This is a genomic window from Pseudomonas saxonica (assembly GCF_007858365.1).
Classification (GTDB): domain Bacteria; phylum Pseudomonadota; class Gammaproteobacteria; order Pseudomonadales; family Pseudomonadaceae; genus Aquipseudomonas; species Aquipseudomonas saxonica.
Genome location: NZ_VFIO01000010.1, coordinates 82,438 through 98,445 on the forward strand (window position 1 = coordinate 82,438; position 16,008 = coordinate 98,445).

A 16,008-nucleotide genomic window follows, 5' to 3' on the forward strand; every position below is an offset into this window, starting at 1 on the left:
GCCGCCGGGAAAACTGCGAACAACGATCCACATTCAAGGAGTTTTTATGTATCTGGATGCCAATGAATGGCCAGAACTTCTGCACACCAAAGTGCAAGCACTAGGCCAGTTCCATCTGGACGTGCTGATCGATGGAGCACTGTTCAGTGAGTCGCAGCGTGAATCCCTCGCTGCCCTTGAACCGCCACCGTTGCAGTCACTGTTGTTTGAACAGACCCCCGAGCATGCAAGCAAGGCCCTGGGCCCAGTGCTGGTCCGTTTGCAACTGGACATAGAAACCCATGCCCAGTGGTTGAAAGCGTTCACGCAACAGTCCTACAAAAAAGCCGGTGCGCTGAACCTGTTGAGTCGCTGGGAATTTCCTGAACTAGCCGCGCACTTGCGCGACTGTACGCAGGCGCAATGGAGCAAAGGGGCGTGCACGGGCATTTTGCGCTACTACGATTCACGGCTGTTTGGCACCGTCAGCCTCATGCTTGATCCCTCTCAACGCCACTATTTTCATGCTCCGGTGATTGAATGGTTATGGCTAAGCCGTGATGGGCGGGTTCGCACGGTAGCCGGGCACCCATCAGCCCCCGGTGATATTCCGTCGGCAGTGCTGAGCCTCAGTGATGAACAGATGGGCTATATGCAGGCCTGGACCTTGGCCGAGCAGTGGCACCTTGAGCGAAGAGCATCGGGTCGTCATGGTTTTACAGCGTTCGAAGACTGGCTGCACGTGCTGTTCGAAGGCCATCTGGCTGCGTTGCGCGAGCGCGTACAAGACGCCGACAGAGAAGCCTTTGTTCAACAGTGGCTGGCCACCAACACTCCCAGAAACATGCTTGATCATGGGCGCTCGTGATGAAGCGCTGTCTGCCCGTTGCGCTTGTGGTCTGCCTGTTGCTGCAAGGCTGTGTCGAGTCGCGGCCGACGATGTTGGGGGCGCCGATAGAAGGCATCAACCACACCTCAGCCGCCATCAACCGTTTTAGCGTCAACCGCAATGGTGGCCACAATATTGGCCCTTATGGCGGTGGAGGTACGCAAGTGTGTTGCGCTGTGCTGCCACGGCAATGGCGCGAAGGGCTGACGGTTGTTGTGGAGTGGGAGAAAGATCCTAACGTGGGGGCTTCTTTGGGTTGGCCCCCATTAGGCACTGATGCTTATCGAGCTGTTTATAAACAACATGCTGCGAAATACACCCAACATAGAGCAGTGGTTGAGGTGGCCCCTTATCAAGAACTGGGTGTTGTCACCGTGCATTTCCTGCCCTGCGATCAAGTCAAAGTTGCAGCTGGTACGACCTACGCCTGGCTTTCTGAGCATCCTTATCAATATCCCCGCCGAATGGAAGTGCCCAGCACATGCCCCGCACCATGATTTGCCGCGTATTTCTGCTGCTGGCGGCCAGCCTGTTGCTGCAAGGCTGTGTCGAGTCGCAGCCGACGATGTTGGGGGCTTCGATTTCTGGGGTTAACCACACTTCAGCCGCCATCAACCATTTCAGCGTTAACGGCGGTGGCGGTCCGAACATCGGCCCCTTCGGCGGTGGCCCGCGTAGCCAGATGTGCTGTGCGATGTTGCCAGTGCAATGGCGCGAAGGTCTGACGGTGGTAGTGGAGTGGGAGAAGGATCCGAATGTGGGAGCTTCGGTGAATTGGCCAAAACCTCGCTATTCAGCAGGCTGGTTCGCAGCTGCAAAAGAGCATCAAAGCAAATACATCCGTCACCGCGCAGTTGTTGAAGTAGCGCCTTACAAGCAACTGGGGCTGGTCACCGTGCATTTCTTGCCTTGCGATCAGGTCAAGGTTTCTGCCAGCCCGACCTATGAAGGTCTCAGTGGTCACCCCTATAACTTTCCCCGCCGAATGGAAGTGCCCAGCATATGCCCGACACCATGATTTGCCGCGCATTTCTGCTGCTGGCGGCCAGCCTGTTGCTGCAAGGCTGTGTCGAGTCCAGACCGACGATGTTGGGGGCGCCTGTTTCAGGGATTAACCACACTTCGGCCGCCATCAATTATTTCAGCGTAAACGGCGGCGGAGGCCCGAACCTAGGCCCCTATGGCGGTGGCCCGGGTAGCCAGATGTGCTGTGCGATGTTGCCGGTGCAATGGCGCGAAGGACTGACCGTGGTGGTGGAGTGGGAGAAGGATCCGTCGCCTTACGATTACGCCTCTTTGTCAGAACCTCTGTTTTCAGATGCTTGGCGTGCACGAATGAAGGAAATGCGTAAAAAAAACACCCGTCACCGCGCTGTCGTTGAAGTTGCACCCTACCAAGAGCTGGGTGTCGTTGATGTGCATTTTCTGCCCTGTGACCAAGTGGTGGTGTCGGCTGTTGCGCAACTGCCCGGCATGCCCGGTTACCCCTATAACTTTCCCCGCCGAATGGAAGTGCCCAGCATATGCCCGACACCATGATTTGCCGCGCATTTCTGCTGCTGGCGGCCAGCCTCTTGCTGCAAGGCTGTGTCGAGTCCAGACCGACGATGTTGGGTGCGCCTGTTTCCGGGATTAACCACACTTCGGCCGCCATCAATCATTTCAGCGTCAACGGCGGCGGAGGCCCGAACCTCGGCCCCTATGGCGGTGGCCCGCGTAGCCAGATGTGCTGTGCGATGTTGCCGGTGCAATGGCGCGAAGGGCTGACGGTGGTAGTGGAGTGGGAGAAGGATCCTTCTCCTCATGATTATGCGAATTGGTCAGAGCCATTGTTTTCTGATGCCTGGAGTGCACTCATGAAAGGACATCAAAGTAAATACACCCGTCACCGCGCTGTCGTTGAAGTTGCACCCTACCAAGAGCTAGGCGTCGTTGATGTGCATTTTCTGCCTTGCGATCAAGTGGTGGTGTCGGCTGTTGCGCAACTGCCCGGCATGCCCGGTTACCCCTATAACTTTCCCCGCCGAATGGAAGTGCCCAGCACATGTCCGACTCCTTGAATACGCTCGACAAACGCCCTCCAGCGGAACCTCTGGCGATGACTCCTGAATTTCCCTTAAAGGGGTTGTTACCTTCGCATCCTCAGCAGGTGGCCGATAATGGCATCGCGCAGCGCAAAGTGGAACGTCAGATCGCGATTGAAACCGAGCGGGCTGCGCGGGCTGCACGCCGGTTTTATGTTGGTCCGCCCTGTATGGATGTACTGAAAATTACGCTGTGCTTTGACGGCACCAATAACCATGAGCCGTCAGATAAATTGAGTAAGCCACCTACGACCAGCAATGTGGCGCGTTTATTTCACGCCAGCCTGGGTGATATGGAAGGTCAGCCCCCAACCCTTGTCAGCGATGAGGCTTTCTTTCGCTATTACATCCCTGGGGTCGGGACTGAGTTCAAGGAAATTCATGAGTTCGGGCCGAGTGATTCGGGGCTGAGCATGGCCACCGGAGGCGAAAATCGTATTAACTGGGGGCTGACCCGGCTGCTGGATGTATTGAAGGTCGCTTGTAATGAAGGACCTCTTCTCCCCAAAGCTGCCTACGCACTTATCCAGAAAATGGGCACGTCTGTGGGCATGGATGCCTTGGGGGCTTCACTTGTCAGCGACGGTTATGCCCGGCGCAAGGCAGTCCTTGAAGGCCCGATTCGCGAGTTGCAACAAAAGGTCGAATTGCAGAACCGCCTGAAAACCGCCCCGCTGATCAAGGCTATGCGTCTGTACGTGTACGGCTTTTCTCGCGGTGCTGCCGAAGCGCGGGCATTCGCCAATTGGCTGGAGGCGTTGACCAAGGTCGAGGTCGAGGGTGAAACCTGCTACCTGTTTGCCGGGTTGCCCATCAGCATTGCCTTTATGGGGCTGTTCGATACGGTGGCGTCAGTGGGGGTGGCGTATCTGGCGCCGTTTGCCAGCGGGCATATGGGCTGGGCTGACGACTCACTGCGGCTGTCGGATTCGGAAGTGTTTCTGGAGCGTTGCGTGCATCTGGTTTCGGCCCATGAGCAGCGCGCCTGTTTCCCACTGGATTCGATACGACGCAAAGCGCGACCTGACGATCCGCTATGCCCCTCGACCTATCGCAATGGCACCGTTGAATACCTGTACCCCGGCATGCACTCGGATGTGGGTGGAGGCTATCCGCCGGGGGATCAGGGCAAATCACGGGAAGGTAGCCATGAGGTACTTTCGCAAATCGCCTTGCACCATATGTTCAGTGAAGCCTACAAAGTAGGTGCGCCGTTGCAGGCCCCCAGAGAGGCGCTTCATGTTGACCAACGGGAGCGGAGTCCTTGGCTGGTGATGGATGAAGAGACCGAGATTGAATATGGCCTTAGCGAAACCCTCATCCAACATTTCAACACCTGGCGCAACACCCTGATTCCCGGGCCGTTGGAAACCGCCATGGAACATCAGGCCGGGCTGATCACCGGTTGGCGCATCCACCGTTACGCCAGTTACTGGTTCGAGGATTCAGCCGCTTTCTCTCACGTCTCCGGTAAGTACCCTGGGGAAAGCCCCGACATGACCGCTAAAGAACGCGAGGCATTCGAGGCGTTGCATGGGATGCAGCTGGCTGAAGATCAGGCCGCTCGCTCCGGCCAGCCGTTACCCGAATGGTCGGACAGCGAGCGCGAAGAGCGTGTGGAGCATGAGCAGACCAAGCTGGCCTTCGAACAGCGCATCGGCGCGTCCACCCCCACGGCCATCAACACCGCCAAAGTTTTTGAGCCCTCGCTGGACCATACCCAGCTGAGGGCCGCCATGAACGAATTCCGCATTGATTACCTGACCGAATGGCAATTGCCGGAAAACTCCGAGATGTTCAGTTTGGGCCGGTTCGTCAATATGGCCGCCGGCGGGCTGGTGTATCTGACCAACGAGGAGGACGAAGCCCAGCAGTACAATGACCTGCGCAGGGCGGGCTATTGGTCCTACTTCCGGCTGTTCACCGAGGACCATCAACCGCTCAATGATGAGGCCAGGCAAGTGCTGACGCTGTTCGATGACTATGTGCACGATTCCCGCGCATGGTTTATGCATTCATCGCTGGGCGAGCGTGAACCGTTCAGCGACTACTTTCGCTACCGCACGATTTTCTTCGACGACGAGAGCAACAAGGCGCTGTCGTTGCTGGCCCGGGCCGGGCAGGTGGTGGGTGTTGCCGTCGCTATTGCCAGTGTGGGCTTGAGCATCAAGCGGCGTGACCCGCGTTATCTGGTCGGGCTGTTGATGCCTTCATTGGGGCTGCCGGTGTTTCGCGGCAAAGTCGGGGCGCCTGAATTCAGCGCCATCGACACCCTGACCGGCATAGCCTTGCCGATGCTGGAAGACACCCAGGGCGTTCGCGCCTTTACTCAGGAGACGGGCAGCAAGCTGAAACTGCTCGACTCACTGCCTTTACCGCCAGCCCTCGACGAAACCACCGCGACCACCCCAGCCTTGCAAGACGTGTTAGCCGCCGCGCTGGCTGCGGCGGCCGTGCGAAAAGCCGAGGAAGAGGCGGCGTACCAGGCCAGTCTTACACCGGAAGATAAACGCCGCTTGCTGGAAGCCGAGGCGCTTGAGGAGCGAAAACGCCTGTGGATCGAGCAGGCGAAGGCCGCTTCAGGCCTGACTTAACCCTGCCAACCTCCGCCCAGTGCCGTCAGCAAGCCAACGCTGGCTTGAAGCTGGCGGGTGTGCAGCGCTTGCACCTGACGCTCGGCCTGTAAGGCTGCAGTCTGCGCCGTGACCACATCCAGATAGCTCACGGCCCCCGCTTCATAGCTGTGGGTGGCCAGGGTTTGCGTATGTCGGGCTGCATTGGCCGCGGCCTGTTCGTCGAGGTTTTCCTGTTGCAGGTCGCGCAGTTGCGCCAGGTTGTCTTCCACCTCGCGCACCGCCTGCAAGACCTGAGCGTGGTAGTGAGCTGAGGCTTCTTCAAATTCGGCTTTGGCTTGCTGCTCTTGAGCACTCAAGCGGCCGCCATCAAAGATGGGCAGGTTCACCAACGGCCCCAACGCCCAAAACCGATTGGCCGCGGCCAACAGGTTACCGCTGCCCTGGGTCTGGCCCCCGAGTAACCCGGTCAGGCTAAAGTCGGGATACCACGCCGCCTTGGCGACGCCAATCCCGGCATTGGCGGCAAACAGTCGTCGTTCGGCCGCCGCAATGTCCGGGCGGCGTTGCAGCAAGGAACTGGGCAAGCTGTTGGGTGCGACGGGCAGGTTGAGCGGGTGCTCACTGGGCGGCAGCTGGAACGTGCTCGCGGGTTCGCCCACCAGTTCACCGATGGCGTGTTCGCTCAGGTTGCGTTGGCCGCGCACCTCATCCAGTTGCGCTTGGGCCTCGGCCAGTTGGCTTTGCGCACGGGTCAGGTCCATTTCTGAGGCAATCTGCCCTTGATAGCGTGCGCGGGTCAGTTCCAGCGCCTGGCTGTAATCATTCAGCGATTTAGACAGGATGCGTTGTTGCGCGTCCAGCCCGTCAAGTTGCACGTACAGGCTGGCCAACTGGCGTTGCAGGCTTAATCGTGCCACGGCCAGGTCGTCAGCCGACGCCTGCGCCTGGGCATCTCCGGCGGCCACTTGATTGCGAATCTTGCCCCAGAGGTCGAGGTCAAAACTCAATGCAAAACCCGCCGTGTTGCTGTTGTAGATCGACGGCTGAGTGGTGCCGCGCAATGGGCGGCTGTCCGATTGACGCTGACGCAGCGGCTGGCCGTTGGCGGTTATCTGCGGGAACAGTCCGGCATGCAGTTGGCCGGCGTAGGCCTGAGCGGCATCGTAATGCGCCAGTGCAGCCGCCAGATTCGGGTTGGCGGTCTGCAAACGCTGTTGCAAGCCGTTCAGGCGCTCGCTTTGATACGCCCGCCACCAATGCGGTGACAGTTGGTCGGCAGGTTGTGCGCTGTGCCACGGCCCATCACTGGTTTGTTCACGGTAGTGTTGAGGCAAATCCAGCGTCGGGGTTATATAAGTCGGCGCCAGTGAACAGCCCTGCAGGGCCAGCGCCAACAACACTGCGCCACGTTTAAGCGTTGGCTGCATGGGTGGCTCCTGTGTCGGCACATTTCACCGAGTCGCCTTCGCGCAAGGCATCAGGCGGGTTGTCGATCACCCTGTCGGCAGGCTTGAGGCCTTGATCGATCACCAGCCGTTCGCCCAGATCCAGGCCGATGTGGATGTCTTGCAAGTGCACGTGCTGGGCACTGTCGAGCACCGCCACCTGCGTGCCTTGGGCACGAAAGATCAGGGCACTGGCCGGGATGCTGACGCCGTGGGTGTCGGCCGGAATCGACAGCACCGCTTCGGCATAGTCGCCGGGCATCAACGCGTCGCCGGGGTTGAGCGCGACAAATTGCGCCATCAAGGTGCCTGAGCGCGGATCAACCGAGGTCGAGTTACCGATCAGCCGGGCCGTAAAGGTTTGCCCCGGATGCTCCGGCACGCTGAGTTGCACTTGCATGCCGGGACGAATCACGCTGGCGTAATTCTGCGGCACTGGCACGTAGAGGCGCAGTTGGTGGGTGTCGGCAATATCAAACAGCTCAGCGTCGCTGTCGGTGTCTGCCTTGATCAGTTGGCCAATGTCGGTGTTGCGCGCGGTAATGGTGCCCGCGAACGGTGCGCGAATGGTTTTGTAATCCTCCAGTGTCGAAAGCCGTGCGTAGTCAGCTTCGGCGGCTTGGGCATTGGCCTTGGCCGCTGCGGCATCCGAGCGTTTTTCGTCGGCCTCCTGTCGCGACACGGAATGACTGGCCAGCAGGTTTTGCCAGCGGCTGGCCGTGGTCGCGGCAAGCGCGGCGTTGGCTTGCTCTTGCAGCATATGGGCGCGGGTTTGCGCCACTTGCTGGTCAAGGTCGGGGCTGTCGATCACCGCCAGAATCTGCCCGGCTTTGACCTTGCTGCCGATGTCGGTTTGCCAGCTTTTCAGGTAGCCGTTGACCCGGGCATGGATCGGCGCCTTGCTCCAGGCCTCAAGGTGCGCGGGCAAGCGCAAGGTGTCACCGTGGGCGTTTTGTACCGGCTGGAACACGCTGACCACAGGCAGGGCGGCGGCTTCGGTCCAGCGGGCGACGGCATGCTCATGACGGGTGCGCGCTGCCAGCCCATTGGCCACCAGCAGGGCGGCCAGGGTCAGGCCACCGATGCCCAACACCATCAAACGCTTGCGCGAGGTTTTTTGATTAGACGACATGGGAAGTTTCTCCAGCAGCAGCGCGATTTTTTTCACGACCGTGCACCAGGCTGAACACCACGGGCACGAACAGCAGGGTGGCAACGGTGGCCAGCATCAGGCCGCCGATGACGGCGCGTCCTAGAGGCGCGTTCTGTTCTTCTGACAGGGCCAGTGGCAGCATGCCGATCATCATGGCCAACGCGGTCATGCACACGGGGCGAAAGCGCGTGTAACCCGCTTCGAGCGCGGCCTTCAGGGCATCCCCATGTTCGGCCAGGCGTTCGCGGCAGAAACTGACCACCAGAATCGAGTTGGCCGTGGCCACACCCATGCACAAGATGGCTCCGGTCAGGGCGGGCACCGACAACGAAGTGCCACTGAGGAACAGCATCCAGACAATCCCGGCCAGTGCGGCGGGCAGGGCGGTGATGATGACAAACGGATCAAGCCAGGACTGGAAGTTGACCACAATCAGCAGGTAGATCAGCACGACCGCCCCGAGCAGACCCAGGCTCAACCCGCTGAACGCTTCATGCAGGGCGTCGATCTGTCCGTGCAGGCTGATGGTCGCGCCTTTGGGCCGCAGGTCGGCGGCACCATCGATGACTTTTTGCACATCGGCGGCCACAGCGCCCAAGTCGCGGCCCTGGATATTGGCGTACAGGTCCAGCGTCGGCTGGATGTTGTAGTGAGTGACCACGGCCGGGCTTTCGACCCGGGTGATGGTCGCCAGCCCGCCGAGGATTTGTGACTGACCGTTGCTGCCTGTCACAGGCAGGGCTTCCAGCGCGGGCAGGCTGTCCAGTCGGTATTGCGGGGTGGCGGCGACCACGCCGTAAGACACCCCGTTCTGCGGGTTGAGCCAGAAGGTCGGGGCCACCTGCGAGCTGCCCGCCAGCGAGGCAACCATGCTGTTGGTGACGTCACGCTCGGTAATCCCCAACCCGTTGGCCCGCAGGCGGTCGACGTTGACTTGCAGCGACGGGTAGCCCACGGATTGTTGAATGCGCAAGTCGGCAATGCCGGGCACGTGTTGCAGGCGGCGTTGCAGTTCCAGCGCGTAGGCGCGGTTGGCGGCGTCATCGCGCCCTGAGACTTTGATGTCCAGCGGCGCCGGGGCACCAAAGTTGAGGATCTGGGTGCTGATGTCTGCGGGCATAAAGGCAAACTGGCTGCCCGGGAAACTCTCGGGCAAGGCTTCACGCAAGCGTTTGACGTAGTCCGCCGTCGGGCTGTGATCGGCCTTGAGGCTGATCTGAATATCACCATCTTGCGGGCCGATGGTACCGCTGCTGCTGTAGGCCATGTCGATCCCGCTCAACGGAATACCAATGTTGTCGATCACCGTGTCCAACTGATCAGCGGGGATGATTTGCCGAATGCGTGCTTCGATCCGGTCAAAATCGGCGGCACTTTCTTCAATACGTGTGCCCAGCGGCAGGCGCACATGCAGCGCGAGCGCACCGGCATCGGTGGCCGGAAAGAAATCCTGGCCGAGGCTGGGCAGCAAGGCAAACGAGGCCAGCACGCAGGCCATAAAGCCCAGCAAAAAGCGTTTGCGATGCGCCAGCGCCAGCTCCAGTACCGCGTAATAGGCGTCACGCACGGCCGAGAAGCGGCGCTCGAAACCTTGCTGGAAATTCAACAAGGCGCGCACCGGGGCCGAGTGCGCTTGAGTGGGCTGGTCGCCCTCGTGGTGATTGATGTAGCCGTCTTCGGGGTGATGGCCCGCACCTTGCTCGGGCACATGAGGCTTGAGCAGGAACATCGCCAGCGTCGGCACCAGGGTGCGCGACAGAATAAACGAACTGCCCATGGCGAAAATCACCGACAGCGCCATTGGACGGAACAGATAACCGGCAATGCCTTGCAACATGAACATGGGCACAAACACGATGCAGATACACAGCAGCGACACAAAGGCCGGCCCGACAATCTGTTTGGCCCCGTCGAGAATGGCCTCGCGCACCGACTTGCCTTGCTCAAGGTGCCAGTTAATGTTCTCAATGGTCACGGTCGCATCGTCCACCAATATCCCCACGGCCAACGCCAGCCCGCCGAGGGTCATGACGTTCAGGGTCTGACCGCTGAGGGCCAGCAGGGCGATGGCTGACAAAACCGCCAGTGGAATCGACACGGCAATGATCAGGGTTGAACGCCAACTGCCGAGGAATAGCAGAATCATCGCGCTGGTCAGCAGCGCGGCAATAATGCCTTCCTGCGCGACACTGCCCACCGACTGTTTGACGAACACCGAGGCGTCGCCCAGCAGCGAGGTTTTCAGCGACGGCGGCAAGGTTTCGTTGATGCGCGGCAACATGGCGCGAATGCCGTCGACAATCGACAAGGTCGAGATGTTGCCGTTCTTCAACGCAGGCATCAGCACGGCACGGTGGCCGTCGACCCGCACGATATTGGTTTGTGGCGGGGAGCCGTCCCGCACGTGAGCCACCTGGCCGATGGTGATCAGCGCGCCGTTGACGGTCTTGATGGGGAGGTCGTTGAGTTCGTCGATGGCCTTGGGGCTGTTGTTGAGCATCACCGTGTATTCGTAGGTGCCCAGTTTGGCCGTGCCCACGGGGATAATCTGGTTTTGCGCGGCCAGTGCAGCGCCCACGTCCTGCGCCGACAGGCCCTTGGCGGCCAAGGCTTGAGGGTCGAGGTCGAGAGTGATCTGGCGCTGCTTGCCACCCATCGGCGTCGGCATGGCCAGACCGGGCAGCGAGCTGAGGGGCAAGCGAATATTGTTCTGCACCAGGTCTCGAATTTTGGCTTCCGACAGCGTGGGGCTGGAAAACGCCATTTGCAGAATCGGCACCGTGGAGGCGCTGTAGTTAAGAATCAGCGGCGGGGTGATGCCAGGCGGCATCTGCTTGAGCACGGTTTGTGACACGGCGGTCACTTGCGCGTTGGCCGTACGAATATCGACGCCAGGCTGAAAGAAAATTTTCACGATGCCCATACCGGGCAATGACTGCGACTCGATGTGTTCGATGTCGTTGACGGTGGTACTCAGTGAGCGCTCGTAGGTATAGATCACTCGGCCCGCCATGTCTGCGGGCGCCAGGCCGGTGTATTGCCACACCACGGCGACGACCGGAATGCCAATGTCGGGGAACACATCGGTGGGGGTGCGAACGGCAGCCAGCGGCCCAATGATGCAGATGAAAATCGCCAACACGATGAACGTGTAGGGCTTGTGCAGTGCGGTCTTTACCAGCCCGAGCATGCTTGAACCTCCGGGGAGTGGAATTGCAAACCCGGGCAGTCTTACCGTCCACACTTAACGATCACCTTTCAGCTACGTGAAGGTTCCTTTAGAAAAGCGCTGAAAATCCCTTCATATTCATTCATTTGGCGTAACGCGGGGTGAGCACCAAGCTTGGCACCATCGACGGGCCGCTGTTTGAGTCTGTCGCACTCTTGGGTTCCCTTTGCGAGGTGTACGTGTGATGACTGTTAAACCGCTGCTCTTGATCCCCGCTCTGGGGTTGGTGTTGCTGCTGTCGGCCTGTGCCGGGCCGATGCCCAAACAAGACCCGAGCGAAGCCTGGATCGGCTTTAAAGAAGAGGGCAACAGCGACCTGATGGCCGAGCGTGTGGACGGTAAAAGCACGCAGGATGGTCGGTACTTTGAAGTGACACCCGGCGCGCATCGTCTGGACGTAACCCTGTATGAAGGCGCCACGGGGGATGAAAATGAGGTCGATTGCCAAGGCAAAGTCAATTACACCGGCTTCAAGGCAGGTGAGCATTACGAGTTGATTGAGTCCAGCCTGGGGCCAGAAGTCAGTGCACGGCTGGTGGACTCCCACGGCAAGGAAGTGGCGCACACGGCGGACTTCAACTGCATGCCGGGGTAATAAGCAACCGTGTAGCCGCTGCCGAGGCACGCAGGCTGCGAAAAGGTCCGCAGGGCCTTCTGTACTGGGGCCGCTGCGCAGCCCATCGCAGCCTTCGTGCCTCGGCAGCGGCTACAAATGGGGCTAAAACGATTTGATGATTTTGCCCAGGGTTTCCATGGCTTTTTCGCTGGCGGCATCCCACGGGCTGCCATAGTTCAGGCGAATGCAGTTGCGAAAGCGCTGGGTCGGGGAAAAAATCGGCCCCGGTGCAATGCTGATGCCTTGGGCCAAGGCCATTTCGAACAGCTTGAGTGAGTCCATTTGCTCAGGCAACTCCAGCCATAAAAAGTAGCCGCCCGTGGGTTTGCTGACCCGTGTCTGGGCTGGAAAGTAACGGGCAATGGCCGCCAACATGGCGTTTTGCTGCTCTTCCAGCGCATCGCGCAATTTACGCAGGTGACGGTCGTAACCGCCGTGCTGCAGGTAATCGGCAATGGCGGCTTGCGCAGGCATCGAGGCGCACAGCGAGGTCATCAGTTTCAGCCGTTCGACCTTTTGCGCATACCGCCCGGCCGCGACCCAGCCGATGCGATAACCGGGGGCCAGGCTCTTGGAAAACGAGCCGCAATGCATCACCAACCCTTCGGTATCAAACGCTTTGGCCGGTTTGGGCGCATGCAGGCCGAAATACAATTCGGCGTACACATCGTCTTCAATCAACGGCACCTGATGGCTGCGCAGCAGTTCGACCAACGCTTTTTTGCGGGCTTCGGGCAGGGTGGCGCCAATCGGGTTTTGAAAACTGGTCATGCACCACACGGCCTTGATCGGGTGCCGCTCAAGGGTATCGGCCAGCACCTCCAGATCAATGCCGTCACGCGGGTGCACCGGCACTTCGACAGCCTTGAGCTTGAGCCGTTCGAGCACTTGCAGGCAGGCATAAAACGCCGGAGCCTCAATGGCGACCAGATCACCCGGCTCCGTCACCGCCTGCAAACACAGGTTCAGGGCCTCCAGTGCGCCATTGGTGATCAACAGTTCTTCCATGGGCAGCATCAACCCGCCGACCATGTAGCGCAGGGCAATTTGGCGACGCAGTTGCGGGTTGCCAGGCGACAGATCAGTGACCACCAGGCGCGGGTCCATCTCACGACAGGCCGTGGCCATTGAACGGGCCAGCCGTTGAAGCGGAAACAGCATCGGGCAGGGGAACGCCGAGCCGAAGGGGACTGTATGCGGGTCTTTGATCGAGTCCAGTACTGAAAACACCAACTCACTGACATCCACCTGCATGGACTCGGCCCCGTGGCTGCTGACCACCGGTTCCGCGAATGGAGTGGGGGTGTGCACATTGACGAAGTAACCGGAGCGCGGCTTGGCGCGAATCAGGCCGCGGCGTTCCAGCAAGTAATAGGCCTGGAACACCGTCGAGGGGCTGATCCCGTAGGTCTGACTGGCATAGCGCACCGAGGGTACGCGCTGACCGGGGGCGAGCACCCCGCTGCGGATCAGTTCGGCAATATCATCGGCAAATTGTTCGTAGCGCTTCATGGGGCGGGCTCGGTCCGGCGGGTTTCAGGTCAAGGCGGTTGAATCTTAAGACGTGCCTTGCTGGCGCGGGCCATTTTCAGCGCGATGCTCGCAGGGGTAAAGCTGTTTGGGCGAAGACAGCCTATAAACCGGTTTTCAGGGGGGGATGTTCACCCGGCGGATCGCCAATCGGCTTTGGATCACCCAGCGGGGGTTCTTCCTCGGGGATGTGTTGAGGATCGACAGGCGGTAACACCGGGTCATCTATATTGGGATCAGGTGTCTCAGCGGGGATCGGGATGTTCATGGCGTTGGCCTCATTGCTGCATGGAAAGGTGTAGCCGGTCGACCGTCATCGTGCCTGAACGGTTCCCGTGCCATGACCAACGGCGTGTCGTCATTTAGTCTGAACTTTTAAGCCGCAACCTCGCTCCCAACCTAGGTGCCCGGTGTTGATGCCGGAATGTGCTGTGAAACGACCACCCATCAGCGTCCCAGGGCGTGAGGAGTGAGGCTCGATGAATGCTGATTTCCCGCTGGACCCCGATGTAACGTCCACCCTGCCGTTGTCGCAGGCCTTGCTATTGCCACGCATTGCCATTGAATCCACGTCGCCGGTGCTGGATGGCGGCGAGTTTGCGGTCAAGGCGGTGGTCGGGCAGGTGGTGCAGGTGAGTAGCAAAGTGTTTACCGACGGTCACGACCAGTTGGCGGTGACGCTGCATTGGCGCTTGGCCAGTAGCGATGACTGGTCGGCCGCCCCGATGCGCTTTGTGGGCAATGATGCGTGGAGCGGGCAGTTCACGGTGCCGGTGCAGGGGCGCTATGTGTTTTGCATCGAAGCCTGGATCGATCGCTTCGCCAGCTTTTGCCATGAGCTGGAAAAAAAGCATCAGGCCGGTATTCCCGTCAGTCTGGAGCTTCAGGAAGGTCGCATTCTGGTGCAGCACGCCATTGAGCTGAGCCAGGGTGAATTGCATGAGCAATTGCAGGTATTGCTGCGCCAGTTGTCTGGCCTGCTGGAAAACGAGCAAGTGGCCTTGTTTGTGCACGAACACAGTGCGCAATTGATGGCTCAGGCCCAACACCATGCGTACGTGAGCCTGAGCCCCGAGTTTCCGGTGGATGTGGAGCGCCCGTTAGCCCAGTTTGCCAGTTGGTACGAGCTGTTTCCGCGTTCAGCCACCGATGACCCCGGCCGTCACGGCACCTTCAATGATGTGCTCGAACGCTTGCCGATGATCCACGACATGGGGTTTGACGTACTGTATTTCCCGCCCATTCACCCCATCGGTCGCAGTCATCGTAAAGGCCCCAACAATTCATTACAGGCAGGCCCGGACGATCCCGGCAGCCCCTATGCCATCGGCAGCGAGGAGGGCGGGCACGAGGCCATTCATCCGCAGTTGGGCAGCCGTGAGGATTTTCGTCGCCTGGTGGCTGCCGCCGCGCGCCAAGGGTTGGCCATCGCGCTGGACTTTGCCATTCAATGCTCTCAAGACCACCCCTGGCTCAAACAGCACCCCGGTTGGTTTAACTGGCGGCCTGACGGCACTATTCGCTATGCGGAAAATCCGCCCAAAAAATATCAGGACATCGTTAACGTCGATTTCTATGCTCCGGATGCCATTCCCAGCCTGTGGCTTGAGCTGCGCGACATCGTGCTGGGCTGGATCGACGAGGGTGTAAAGATTTTTCGCGTTGACAACCCGCACACCAAACCCTTGCCGTTCTGGCAGTGGTTGATTGCGGATGTGCGCACGCGCTGTCCCGAAGTGATCTTTCTCGCCGAAGCCTTTACCACCCCGGCGATGATGGCGCGCCTGGGCAAGATCGGCTATTCCCAGAGCTACACCTATTTCACGTGGCGTAATACCAAGGCCGAGCTGGCGGCGTATTTCACCGAGCTGAACCAAAGCCCGTTACGCGAGTGCTTCCGGCCCAACTTCTTCGTCAATACCCCGGACATCAACCCGCGTTTTTTGCATGAGTCCGGCCGTGCCGGTTTTTTGATTCGCGCCGCGCTGGCCACTATGGGGTCGGGGTTATGGGGCATGTATTCGGGCTTTGAGCTGTGTGAGTCGGCCGCTCTGGCCGGCAAGGAAGAGTATCTGGACTCCGAGAAGTACCAGATCCGCCCTCGGGACTACGGCGCACCGGGCAATATCGTCGCCGAAATCGCCCAGCTCAACCGCATCCGGCGGCAAAACCCCGCCTTGCACAGTCACTTGGGCCTCACGCTGTACAACGCGTGGAATGACAACATCCTGTATTTCGGCAAACGCAGCGCAGACGGCAGCAACTTTGTGCTGGTTGCGGTCAACCTTGACCCGCATAACGCCCAGGAAGCGCATTTCGAGTTGCCGCTGTGGGAGATGGGCCTGGCCGATGACGCGCAAACTTCAGGTGAAGACTTGATGAGCGGCCATCGCTGGACCTGGTACGGAAAGACGCAATGGATGCGCCTTGAACCCTGGCATCAGCCCTTTGGCATCTGGCGTATCAAACCCCTTTAGGCCACGTCTGCAAGGCCCACCCCACTCGCA

At 59.8% G+C, this 16,008-nt stretch carries 13 protein-coding genes; 8 read left to right on the forward strand and 5 right to left on the reverse strand.

What is annotated here, in order from left to right; genetic code table 11:
* The first annotated feature begins 46 nt into the window (after positions 1-46).
* From tla1 to FJD38_RS20220, 6 genes are read left to right on the forward strand one after another with little or no spacing between them, the layout of a single operon-like run.
* Positions 47-847 (forward strand): toxin Tle1 chaperone Tla1, encoded by an 801-nt coding sequence (gene tla1, locus FJD38_RS20195; RefSeq protein ID WP_146387131.1) that lies wholly within the window; start codon positions 47-49, stop codon positions 845-847.
* Positions 847-1,365 (forward strand): Tli1a family immunity protein, encoded by a 519-nt coding sequence (tli1a, locus tag FJD38_RS20200; protein WP_146387133.1) that lies wholly within the window; start codon positions 847-849, stop codon positions 1,363-1,365. Before tla1 ends, tli1a (FJD38_RS20200) begins: the two co-directional genes overlap by 1 nt.
* The gene (gene tli1a / locus FJD38_RS20205) at positions 1,350-1,886 is read left to right on the forward strand and encodes a Tli1a family immunity protein (RefSeq protein ID WP_244302774.1); all 537 of its coding nucleotides are present in this window, start codon (positions 1,350-1,352) and stop codon (positions 1,884-1,886) included. Before tli1a (FJD38_RS20200) ends, tli1a (FJD38_RS20205) begins: the two co-directional genes overlap by 16 nt.
* Positions 1,871-2,407, forward strand: coding sequence for a Tli1a family immunity protein (gene tli1a, locus FJD38_RS20210; protein ID WP_244302775.1), 537 nt, complete (start codon positions 1,871-1,873; stop codon positions 2,405-2,407). Before tli1a (FJD38_RS20205) ends, tli1a (FJD38_RS20210) begins: the two co-directional genes overlap by 16 nt.
* Entirely contained in the window at positions 2,392-2,928 is a 537-nt protein-coding gene (gene tli1a, locus FJD38_RS20215) for a Tli1a family immunity protein (RefSeq protein WP_244302776.1), read from the forward strand. Before tli1a (FJD38_RS20210) ends, tli1a (FJD38_RS20215) begins: the two co-directional genes overlap by 16 nt.
* Positions 2,913-5,546 (forward strand): T6SS phospholipase effector Tle1-like catalytic domain-containing protein, encoded by a 2,634-nt coding sequence (locus FJD38_RS20220; RefSeq protein ID WP_244302777.1) that lies wholly within the window; start codon positions 2,913-2,915, stop codon positions 5,544-5,546. Before tli1a (FJD38_RS20215) ends, FJD38_RS20220 begins: the two co-directional genes overlap by 16 nt.
* On the opposite strand, the gene FJD38_RS20225 is transcribed toward FJD38_RS20220, so the two are convergent.
* The 3 genes from FJD38_RS20225 to FJD38_RS20235 are packed head-to-tail and all read right to left on the reverse strand — an operon-like array spanning position 5,543 to position 11,316.
* Positions 5,543-6,955 carry an efflux transporter outer membrane subunit gene (locus FJD38_RS20225; protein ID WP_146387135.1) on the reverse strand — a complete coding sequence of 471 codons (1,413 nt, stop codon included), beginning with the start codon at positions 6,953-6,955 and terminating at the stop codon, positions 5,543-5,545. The two genes, FJD38_RS20220 and FJD38_RS20225, sit on opposite strands and share 4 nt — an antisense overlap.
* Complete coding sequence (locus FJD38_RS20230; RefSeq protein WP_122782105.1) at positions 6,939-8,105, reverse strand: efflux RND transporter periplasmic adaptor subunit; 1,167 nt, start codon at positions 8,103-8,105, stop codon at positions 6,939-6,941. The genes FJD38_RS20225 and FJD38_RS20230 overlap by 17 nt, the downstream gene beginning before the upstream one ends.
* Entirely contained in the window at positions 8,095-11,316 is a 3,222-nt protein-coding gene (locus FJD38_RS20235; RefSeq protein ID WP_146387137.1) for an efflux RND transporter permease subunit, read from the reverse strand. The genes FJD38_RS20230 and FJD38_RS20235 overlap by 11 nt, the downstream gene beginning before the upstream one ends.
* Positions 11,317-11,539: 223 nt before the next feature.
* Here FJD38_RS20235 and FJD38_RS20240 point away from each other — a divergent pair, with 223 nt between their 5' ends.
* The gene (locus FJD38_RS20240; RefSeq protein ID WP_122782107.1) at positions 11,540-11,950 is read left to right on the forward strand and encodes a PA0061/PA0062 family lipoprotein; all 411 of its coding nucleotides are present in this window, start codon (positions 11,540-11,542) and stop codon (positions 11,948-11,950) included.
* Positions 11,951-12,073: 123 nt separating this feature from the next.
* Here the strand turns inward: FJD38_RS20240 and mapR are convergent, their stop codons facing one another.
* Positions 12,074-13,483: a GntR family transcriptional regulator MpaR gene (gene mapR / locus FJD38_RS20245; protein ID WP_122782108.1), complete on the reverse strand. Its 1,410-nt coding sequence runs from the start codon at positions 13,481-13,483 to the stop codon at positions 12,074-12,076.
* A gap of 121 nt (positions 13,484-13,604) precedes the next feature.
* A complete protein-coding gene (locus tag FJD38_RS24605; protein ID WP_167654293.1) occupies positions 13,605-13,769 on the reverse strand; it encodes a hypothetical protein in 165 nt (54 codons plus the stop codon).
* Positions 13,770-13,980: 211 nt separating this feature from the next.
* Between FJD38_RS24605 and FJD38_RS20250 the strand changes: the two genes are divergently transcribed.
* Positions 13,981-15,978 (forward strand): alpha-1,4-glucan--maltose-1-phosphate maltosyltransferase, encoded by a 1,998-nt coding sequence (locus FJD38_RS20250; protein WP_146387139.1) that lies wholly within the window; start codon positions 13,981-13,983, stop codon positions 15,976-15,978.
* Positions 15,979-16,008 lie beyond the last annotated feature (30 nt).

Bases quoted from the DNA above. Each gene is read 5' to 3' on its own strand.
- FJD38_RS20220 (WP_244302777.1), top strand. From the start codon at position 2,913: ATGTCCGACTCCTTGAATACGCTCGACAAACGCCCTCCAGCGGAACCT.
- tla1 (WP_146387131.1), top strand. From the start codon at position 47: ATGTATCTGGATGCCAATGAATGGCCAGAACTTCTGCACACCAAAGTG.
- FJD38_RS20225 (WP_146387135.1), bottom strand. From the start codon at position 6,955: ATGCAGCCAACGCTTAAACGTGGCGCAGTGTTGTTGGCGCTGGCCCTG.
- tli1a (WP_244302776.1), top strand. From the start codon at position 2,392: ATGCCCGACACCATGATTTGCCGCGCATTTCTGCTGCTGGCGGCCAGC.
- tli1a (WP_244302775.1), top strand. From the start codon at position 1,871: ATGCCCGACACCATGATTTGCCGCGCATTTCTGCTGCTGGCGGCCAGC.
- FJD38_RS20235 (WP_146387137.1), bottom strand. From the start codon at position 11,316: ATGCTCGGGCTGGTAAAGACCGCACTGCACAAGCCCTACACGTTCATC.
- tli1a (WP_146387133.1), top strand. From the start codon at position 847: ATGAAGCGCTGTCTGCCCGTTGCGCTTGTGGTCTGCCTGTTGCTGCAA.
- FJD38_RS20230 (WP_122782105.1), bottom strand. From the start codon at position 8,105: ATGTCGTCTAATCAAAAAACCTCGCGCAAGCGTTTGATGGTGTTGGGC.
- FJD38_RS20240 (WP_122782107.1), top strand. From the start codon at position 11,540: ATGACTGTTAAACCGCTGCTCTTGATCCCCGCTCTGGGGTTGGTGTTG.
- tli1a (WP_244302774.1), top strand. From the start codon at position 1,350: ATGCCCCGCACCATGATTTGCCGCGTATTTCTGCTGCTGGCGGCCAGC.
- FJD38_RS20250 (WP_146387139.1), top strand. From the start codon at position 13,981: ATGAATGCTGATTTCCCGCTGGACCCCGATGTAACGTCCACCCTGCCG.
- mapR (WP_122782108.1), bottom strand. From the start codon at position 13,483: ATGAAGCGCTACGAACAATTTGCCGATGATATTGCCGAACTGATCCGC.
- FJD38_RS24605 (WP_167654293.1), bottom strand. From the start codon at position 13,769: ATGAACATCCCGATCCCCGCTGAGACACCTGATCCCAATATAGATGAC.